General features: G+C 49.4%; 1 pseudogene. It reads left to right on the plus strand.

The features are described 5' to 3' along the window. Positions 1-233, plus strand: a pseudogene (locus V6252_RS13030) (DUF4105 domain-containing protein); the annotation flags it as partial.

The raw sequence follows: 233 nt of genomic DNA on the forward strand, positions 1-233 counted from the left end.
GGCGACTGATAACGACCAAGCCAAAACTGATCCCAATAATAATTCTGTCTTGTGCCGTTTTCCAGCGCGAGTGGCATGGCTGACAGAGGTGCGAGCGATCGATACTGCAAGTCTATCTGCTGACTGTGCAGAATTGGAGGAGTGGATGTCGACATTGGCGCCTGAGAAGCTGTCTATCATGTTTGCGAATGAGTATTTGGACAATCCTCTCTCTGCGTTTGCTCATACGCTGT

The sequence above is a fragment of the Psychrobacter proteolyticus genome (assembly GCF_038155145.1).
In the GTDB taxonomy this organism is placed as follows: domain Bacteria; phylum Pseudomonadota; class Gammaproteobacteria; order Pseudomonadales; family Moraxellaceae; genus Psychrobacter; species Psychrobacter proteolyticus_B.